6 protein-coding genes and 1 rRNA gene are annotated in these 8,226 nt (G+C 40.9%); all 7 read left to right on the plus strand.

The features are described 5' to 3' along the window. The first annotated feature begins 60 nt into the window (after positions 1-60). The gene (gene dnaN / locus BAE31_RS13180; RefSeq protein ID WP_024424074.1) at positions 61-1,197 is read left to right on the plus strand and encodes a DNA polymerase III subunit beta; all 1,137 of its coding nucleotides are present in this window, start codon (positions 61-63) and stop codon (positions 1,195-1,197) included. Between the two features lie 150 nt (positions 1,198-1,347). Then, positions 1,348-1,563 carry a S4 domain-containing protein YaaA gene (gene yaaA, locus BAE31_RS13185; RefSeq protein WP_008360916.1) on the plus strand — a complete coding sequence of 72 codons (216 nt, stop codon included), beginning with the start codon at positions 1,348-1,350 and terminating at the stop codon, positions 1,561-1,563. A gap of 16 nt (positions 1,564-1,579) precedes the next feature. Next, on the plus strand, positions 1,580-2,692 hold the full coding sequence (recF, locus tag BAE31_RS13190; RefSeq protein WP_041105878.1) for a DNA replication/repair protein RecF: 1,113 nt from the start codon (positions 1,580-1,582) through the stop codon (positions 2,690-2,692). A 17-nt stretch (positions 2,693-2,709) separates the two neighbouring features. After that, positions 2,710-2,955 (plus strand): extracellular matrix regulator RemB, encoded by a 246-nt coding sequence (gene remB, locus BAE31_RS13195; protein ID WP_034283648.1) that lies wholly within the window; start codon positions 2,710-2,712, stop codon positions 2,953-2,955. A 57-nt stretch (positions 2,956-3,012) separates the two neighbouring features. After that, positions 3,013-4,929 carry a DNA topoisomerase (ATP-hydrolyzing) subunit B gene (gene gyrB / locus BAE31_RS13200; protein WP_024424077.1) on the plus strand — a complete coding sequence of 639 codons (1,917 nt, stop codon included), beginning with the start codon at positions 3,013-3,015 and terminating at the stop codon, positions 4,927-4,929. 232 nt (positions 4,930-5,161) lie between these two features. Beyond that, positions 5,162-7,666, plus strand: coding sequence for a DNA gyrase subunit A (gene gyrA / locus BAE31_RS13205; RefSeq protein WP_041105880.1), 2,505 nt, complete (start codon positions 5,162-5,164; stop codon positions 7,664-7,666). A gap of 364 nt (positions 7,667-8,030) precedes the next feature. Further along, positions 8,031-8,226, plus strand: a 16S ribosomal RNA gene (locus BAE31_RS13210); the annotation flags it as partial.

Consider the following 8,226-nt stretch of genomic DNA (forward strand, 5'->3'; position numbering starts at 1 on the left):
CTACGATTTTTATTAATAAAATATATATACATGTCATTAAGAAAATTTAGGAGGACCACTATGAAATTCACGATTCAAAAAGATCGTCTTGTCCAAAGTGTCCAAGATGTATTAAAGGCCGTATCCTCTAGAACAACGATTCCTATTTTGACAGGGATTAAAATTGTTGCGTCTGATGAAGGGGTTTCTCTAACAGGAAGCGATTCTGATATCTCAATTGAATCTTTCATTCCTCAAAGAGATGGAGATTTAGAGGTTATCACCATTGATCGTCCGGGAAGTATTGTGCTTCAAGCCCGCTTCTTTAGTGAAATTGTAAAGAAACTGCCTATGTCCACTGTCGAAATTGAAGTAGAACAAAATCACCTGACTATCATCCGTTCTGGTTCAGCAGAATTTAACTTAAACGGCTTAGATGCTGAAGAATATCCGCATCTTCCACAAATTGAAGAACATCATGCATTTCAAATTCCGACAGATTTGCTTAAAAACTTAATTCGTCAAACTGTTTTTGCAGTGTCCACCTCAGAAACACGACCTATCTTGACAGGTGTAAACTGGAAGGTCGAAAAAGGTGAATTAATATGCACAGCAACGGATAGCCACCGTCTTGCTTTAAGAAAAGCGAAGTTAGATATTAACGAGGAAAGTTCGTATAATGTCGTGATTCCAGGGAAGAGTTTAACTGAGCTAAGTAAAATTCTTGATGATGGACAAGATCTTGTGAGCATCGTCATTACAGAAACCCAAGTTCTTTTTAAAGCACAAAACGTGCTGTTCTTCTCAAGGTTGCTGGATGGAAATTATCCAGATACAGCCCGTCTGATCCCGCAAGAAAGTAAAACGGATGTCGTGGTCAACACGAAAGAGTTCCTTCAAGCCATTGATCGTGCATCACTTTTGGCAAGAGAAGGACGTAATAATGTCGTGAAACTGTCAGCTGATCCTGAACAAAGCCTTGAAATCTCTTCTAATTCGCCTGAGATCGGTAAAGTGGTGGAGACGGTTCAAGCAGATGACATTAAAGGGGAAGATCTTAAAATCTCCTTCAGTCCAAAATATATGCTGGATGCGTTAAAAGTATTAGAGGGAACAGATATTCATGTAAGCTTCACTGGTGCAATGAGACCGTTCCTGCTACGTACGCCGAATGATGATTCTATCTTGCAATTGATTCTTCCGGTAAGAACGTATTAATTCAATCTAAAATGGCTGCTGTGTGAGTGCACAGCAGCTTTTCTTCTCGTTTTCCATGCTTTCTTTCATCCCAGTTCGCTTTCCCCCTTTCCTTCTTGTCTTGTTTTTTAGTACAATTAGATATTAGTGATATTGAAAGAGGTCGATACAATGCCTAATCTTATAACCATTGAAACAGAAATGATTACATTAGGGCAGTTTTTGAAATTAGCCGAAGTCATCCAATCTGGCGGAATGGCGAAATGGTTTTTAAGTGAACATGAGGTGTTCATTAATCAAGAGCCAGATAATAGACGGGGACGCAAACTATACCCAGGAGATGTTGTCGAGATTGAAGGTTACGGCACATTTCAAGTTGTGAATTAGAAACGGGTGACAATACATGTACATTCAAAGTCTGGCGTTAACTTCATACCGAAACTATGAACACACCGAGCTTCAATTCGACAATAAGGTGAATGTCATGATCGGTGAGAATGCCCAAGGTAAAACGAACTTGATGGAAGCGATCTATGTATTGTCGATGGCAAAGTCTCATCGTACGTCAAATGATAAAGAACTTATCCGATGGGACCAAGACTATGCTAAAATAGAAGGTAGAGTCATTAAAAAAAATGGTCCACTCCCAATGCAGCTCGTGATCTCAAAAAAAGGGAAAAAGGGCAAGGTCAATCACATTGAACAACAGAAGCTCAGTCATTATGTTGGTGCATTAAACACCATCATGTTTGCGCCAGAGGACTTAAGTCTTGTGAAGGGCAGCCCGCAAATCCGCAGAAGATTCCTCGACATGGAGATTGGACAAGTTTCTGCTGTCTACTTGCATGATTTATCGCTCTATCAAAAAATTCTTTCTCAGCGGAATCATTACTTGAAACAATTGCAGACAAGAAAGCAATCGGATCAAGCGATGCTGGAGATTTTAACAGAGCAGTTGATTGATGCGGCAGCGAAAGTGGTCAAAAGACGACTGACTTTTACGAAACAGCTCGAAAAATGGGCGCAGCCGCTGCATTTTGGGATTTCTAGAGAGCTAGAAACACTTACGCTCCAATACCAGACGGCAATAGAGGTATCAGAAGCGTCAGACTTGTCGAAAATAAAGAATAGCTATGAAGAATCGTTTCAGAAACTAAGAGAGAGAGAAATTGACCGAGGAGTGACACTGTGGGGACCTCACAGAGATGACCTGCTTTTCTTTGTGAATGGTCGGGATGTTCAGACATATGGCTCTCAAGGGCAGCAAAGAACAACAGCTCTTTCACTAAAGCTGGCAGAAATTGATCTGATACATGAAGAAATCGGAGAATATCCTATTCTTCTACTTGATGATGTGTTATCTGAACTTGATGATTACAGACAGTCTCATTTGCTCCATACCATTCAGGGGCGAGTACAGACCTTCGTCACCACAACAAGTGTTGAAGGCATCGATCACGCCACCCTGAAAGAAGCGGAAATTTTCAGAGTAGCCAGTGGAAAAGTAATTGACTGATAAATGAGGTGTGAGTCTTGTATATTCATTTAGGTGATGATTGTGTTGTTTCTACACGAGAGATTGTCGCAATTGTTGATTACAAAATGAGGTCGTCTTCTGTTGTAGAAGAATTTCTACAAAAACAGGAGAAACATATCATTTCGTTATCACAAGGGACACCCAAATCCATTGTCGTCACAACTGAATCTGTTTATTACTCTCCTCTTTCCTCAAGCACGCTCAAAAAACGTGCTTCGTTTGTGATTGAAATTGAAGTCTAAAAGCTCAATTCATATAAATATATCGTTTAAGAAAAGTGTAGGTGAATGTACGTGGCAATGGAACAGCAACATAATAGTTATGATGAAAATCAGATACAGGTGCTTGAAGGACTAGAAGCTGTTAGAAAACGTCCAGGAATGTACATTGGGTCAACCAATGCAAAAGGGCTTCACCATCTTGTATGGGAAATTGTCGACAACAGTATTGATGAGGCATTAGCTGGTTATTGTACAGACATTACAGTGCAAATTGAAAAAGATAACAGTATTACAGTAAAAGATAATGGCCGCGGGATTCCTGTTGGAATTCATGAGAAAATGGGGCGTCCTGCCGTAGAGGTCATTATGACTGTTCTTCACGCTGGCGGTAAATTTGACGGCAGCGGTTATAAAGTATCTGGCGGTCTGCATGGTGTAGGGGCATCTGTTGTAAATGCATTATCTACTACCTTAGACGTGACCGTATACCGTGACGGAAAAATTCATTATCAGCAGTTCAAACGCGGTGTTCCAGTGGGAGATTTAGAGGTTATTGGTGAAACAGATGTAACCGGGACAACCACTCACTTTGTGCCAGATCCAGAAATTTTCACGGAAACCATTGAATTTGATTACGATACACTTGCCAACCGTGTTCGTGAGTTAGCCTTCTTAACAAAAGGTGTAAACATCATCATTGAAGACTTGCGTGAAGGCAAAGAGCGGAGAAATGAATACTGCTACGAAGGCGGTATTAAGAGCTATGTAGAACATTTAAACCGCTCAAAAGAAGTCGTTCATGAAGAACCTGTTTACATCGAAGGTGAGAAAGACGGAATTACGGTTGAAGTGGCTTTACAATACAACGATTCCTATACAAGCAATATCTATTCCTTCGCCAACAACATCAACACGTATGAAGGCGGAACACACGAAGCTGGCTTTAAAACCGGTCTAACGCGTGTCATCAATGACTATGCTCGTAAAAATGGCGTATTCAAAGATGGGGATGCGAATTTAAGTGGTGAAGATGTGCGAGAAGGCTTAACAGCCATTATCTCCATCAAACATCCAGACCCTCAATTCGAAGGCCAAACGAAGACAAAGCTTGGGAACTCAGAAGCGAGAACCATCACAGACTCCCTTTTCTCTGAAGCACTTGAGAAATTCTTGCTTGAAAATCCTGATTCTGCGAAAAAAATTGTGGAAAAAGGACTGATGGCGGCTCGTGCAAGAATGGCTGCCAAAAAAGCTCGTGAGCTGACAAGACGTAAAAGTGCACTGGAAGTCTCCAGCTTACCTGGGAAACTAGCGGACTGTTCTTCTAAAGATCCTTCCATCTCTGAACTCTATATTGTAGAGGGAGATTCTGCGGGCGGATCTGCTAAACAAGGCCGTGATCGTCACTTCCAAGCGATCTTACCGTTAAGAGGGAAGATCCTAAACGTAGAAAAAGCTCGTTTAGATAAAATTTTATCGAACAACGAGGTTCGTTCAATGATTACAGCGTTAGGAACTGGAATCGGAGAAGACTTTACTTTAGAGAAAGCACGCTATCACAAAATTGTGATCATGACAGATGCCGATGTGGATGGAGCACACATTCGAACGCTGCTCTTAACATTCTTCTATCGCTACATGCGTGAAATCATTGAAAACGGTTATGTGTATATTGCGCAGCCGCCTTTATATAAAGTGCAGCAAGGAAAACGTGTGGAGTACGTGTATAACGATAAACAGCTGGATGAGCTGTTAAAATCACTTCCTCAAACACCAAAGCCTGGACTTCAGCGTTATAAAGGTCTTGGAGAAATGAATGCTGCTCAGCTTTGGGAAACAACAATGGACCCTGATGCGAGAACACTTCTTCAAGTCACACTTGAGGATGCGATCGATGCTGATGAGACATTTGAAATGCTGATGGGAGATAAAGTAGAGCCGAGACGAAACTTTATCGAAGAAAATGCGCAATACGTGAAAAACCTTGATATTTAGATGAATCCCTCCTGAGAACAACCTTATTTCTTGTTTGGAATAAGGTTGTTTTTCAAGAAACAGGGGTGCGTAATAAATGTCCTGGTTTTCCGTGTTTTCGTTGATTTTCTAGTAAATTAATGTGTATAAAGCCGAGATTATTGATATAATGGAGAATAGTCTTGTGAAGATAAATACATATTTTACTCCCACATAATTTATTTCATGTGATACGTAAAGGGAGGTTCTTATAGTGAGTGAACAACATACACCAAATGTACGCGAAGTGAATATTAGTCAAGAAATGCGTACGTCCTTTTTAGATTATGCAATGAGTGTTATTGTTTCGCGTGCATTACCAGATGTGCGAGATGGCTTGAAGCCCGTGCATCGAAGAATTTTGTATGCGATGAATGACCTAGGTATGACAAGTGATAAACCATTTAAGAAATCTGCACGTATCGTTGGGGAAGTTATCGGTAAGTACCACCCTCACGGTGACAGCGCTGTATACGAAGCGATGGTTCGTATGGCACAAGACTTCAACTATCGAAATATGCTAGTTGAAGGACACGGGAACTTTGGTTCTGTCGATGGAGACGGTGCAGCAGCAATGCGTTATACTGAGGCGCGTCTATCTAAAATTTCAATGGAAATCCTTCGTGATATCACCAAGGATACGATTGATTATCAAGATAACTACGATGGCAGTGAAAGAGAACCAATCGTCATGCCTGCTCGTTTCCCGAACTTATTAGTCAACGGGGCAACAGGTATCGCTGTAGGGATGGCAACCAACATTCCGCCTCACCAGCTAGGTGAAGTGATTGATGGGGTACTAGCGATAAGTCAAAACCCAGAAATGACAACACAGGAACTAATGGAGATCATTCCAGGACCAGACTTCCCGACTGCGGGACAAATCATCGGCCGAAGCGGAATCCGCAAAGCATATGAAACAGGCCGGGGCTCTATTACATTACGTGCAAATTCTATTATTGAAGAAACATCCAGCGGTAAACAGCGGATTGTTATCAATGAAATTCCATATCAGGTCAATAAAGCACGTTTGATCGAAAAAATCGCTGATCTTGTGCGCGATAAAAAGATCGATGGCATTACAGATCTCCGTGACGAGTCTGATCGTAATGGAATGCGGATTGTAATTGAACTGCGAAGAGACGCGAACGTCCACGTTCTATTAAACAATCTTTATAAACAAACGACACTGCAAACGTCATTTGGGATCAACTTATTGGCACTAGTTGATGGACAGCCGAAAGTCTTGTCCCTCAAAGAATGTCTTGAATATTATTTAGAGCATCAAAAAGTGATTATTCGCAGAAGAACAGCATATGAACTTCGTAAAGCTGAAGCAAGAGCTCATATTCTAGAAGGTTTAAGAATCGCTCTTGACCACTTAGATGAAGTCATTGCATTAATTAGAAGCTCTCAAACTGCTGAAATCGCGAGAAATGGCTTAATGGAGAACTATAGTTTGTCCGAAAAACAAGCACAGGCCATTCTTGATATGCGTCTTCAGCGCTTAACTGGTTTGGAAAGAGAAAAGATAGAAGAAGAATACAAAGGACTTGTTGATTTGATTGCTGAGTTGAAAGCCATTTTAGCAGACAATGAAAAAGTTCTTGAAATCATTAGAGAAGAATTAACAGAAATCAAAGAACGTTTCAATGATACGCGCCGAACTGAAATTGTAACAGCAGGTATTGAAACAATTGAAGACGAAGATTTGATTCCTGTTGAGAACATCGTGATTACGCTGACTCATAATGGTTATATCAAGCGTCTGCCTGCATCAACATACCGCAGTCAAAAAAGAGGCGGTAAAGGTGTTCAGGGAATGGGAACCAATGAGGATGATTTCGTAGAACAGCTGATTTCAACATCTACCCATGATACGATCCTCTTCTTCTCTAATAAAGGGAAGGTCTATCGTGCGAAGGGATATGAGATTCCTGAATTCGGACGGACAGCGAAAGGGATTCCGATTATTAACCTGCTTGAAGTAGAAAAGGGAGAGTGGATTAATGCCATTATTCCGGTAAGCGAATTTGATGAAGATTCGTATCTCTTCTTTACAACAAGACACGGTGTATCAAAACGAACCTCATTGTCTCAGTTTGCCAACATTCGAAACAATGGACTTATCGCATTAAGTCTTCGTGACGAAGATGAACTGATGGCTGTCCGTTTAACCAATGGAGAAAAACAAATCATCATTGGAACGAAAAAAGGTATGCTGATTCGTTTCGACGAGACAGATGTTCGTGAAATGGGGCGTACAGCAGCTGGCGTGAAAGGAATTACGCTTTCTGAAGATGACATCGTCGTTGGGATGGAAATCCTTGAGCCAGATGCAAACGTATTGATCGTCACCGAAAAAGGGTATGGTAAGTTAACACCTGAAAAAGAATACCGTGTTCAAAGTCGGGGCGGTAAAGGTCTTAAAACATGTAAAATCACTGATAACAATGGTCCGCTTGTCGCAGTGAAGGCGACGAATGCTGAAGCTGAAGAGGACTTGATGATTATTACAGGAAGCGGCGTGATCATTCGTATGGCCGTTTCAGATATTTCAACAACAGGTCGAGTCACTCAAGGTGTCCGCCTGATTCGTCTAGGTGATGATGAGCATGTCGCTACAGTGGCATTAGTTGAACAATCACAAGAAGATGATGAAGAGAATAGTGAAGAAAACGTAGAAACTATAGAGTCAGATCAAGAGCAATCTGAGTAAAAATAAAGCCGGTTCTTTACCGGCTTTATTTTTTTCTAAAAAAACATGAGTTTTTTTGAAATTTATAATGCTTTTTTCATAGATATGTGTTAATCTTTCAAAGGAGCAAAAAGAGGCTCTATTTTTTATCTCTTTTACAGTGGAAACTTCTTAAAAAAATAAAATGTTTTTCAAGAAAAATGTTGACTGTTGATAGAGATATATGATATATTTAAGTGGTCGCTTTGAGAGAGTGACACACAAGTTCTTTGAAAACTAAACAAGACAAAACGTACCTGTTAATTCGAGTTTTTATAAAAAAATCCTATGATACTTCATAGGTAGTCAGTCAAACTGGCGAAAAGCAAAACTTCGGTTTTGTACTTTTTCGGAGAGTTTGATCCTGGCTCAGGACGAACGCTGGCGGCGTGCCTAATACATGCAAGTCGAGCGGACAGAAGGGAGCTTGCTCCTGGATGTTAGCGGCGGACGGGTGAGTAACACGTGGGTAACCTGCCTGTAAGACTGGGATAACTCCGGGAAACCGGAGCTAATACCGGATAGTTCCTTGAACCGCATGG

The organism is Bacillus sp. I-2 (genome assembly GCF_001974945.1).
In the GTDB taxonomy this organism is placed as follows: Bacteria; Bacillota; Bacilli; order Bacillales; family Bacillaceae; genus Bacillus; species Bacillus safensis.

What these genes read in the sequence shown, in the direction of transcription:
- dnaN (WP_024424074.1), top strand. Translation starts at nt 61, where the DNA reads ATGAAATTCACGATTCAAAAAGATCGTCTTGTCCAAAGTGTCCAAGAT.
- yaaA (WP_008360916.1), top strand. Translation starts at nt 1,348, where the DNA reads ATGCCTAATCTTATAACCATTGAAACAGAAATGATTACATTAGGGCAG.
- recF (WP_041105878.1), top strand. Translation starts at nt 1,580, where the DNA reads ATGTACATTCAAAGTCTGGCGTTAACTTCATACCGAAACTATGAACAC.
- gyrB (WP_024424077.1), top strand. Translation starts at nt 3,013, where the DNA reads ATGGAACAGCAACATAATAGTTATGATGAAAATCAGATACAGGTGCTT.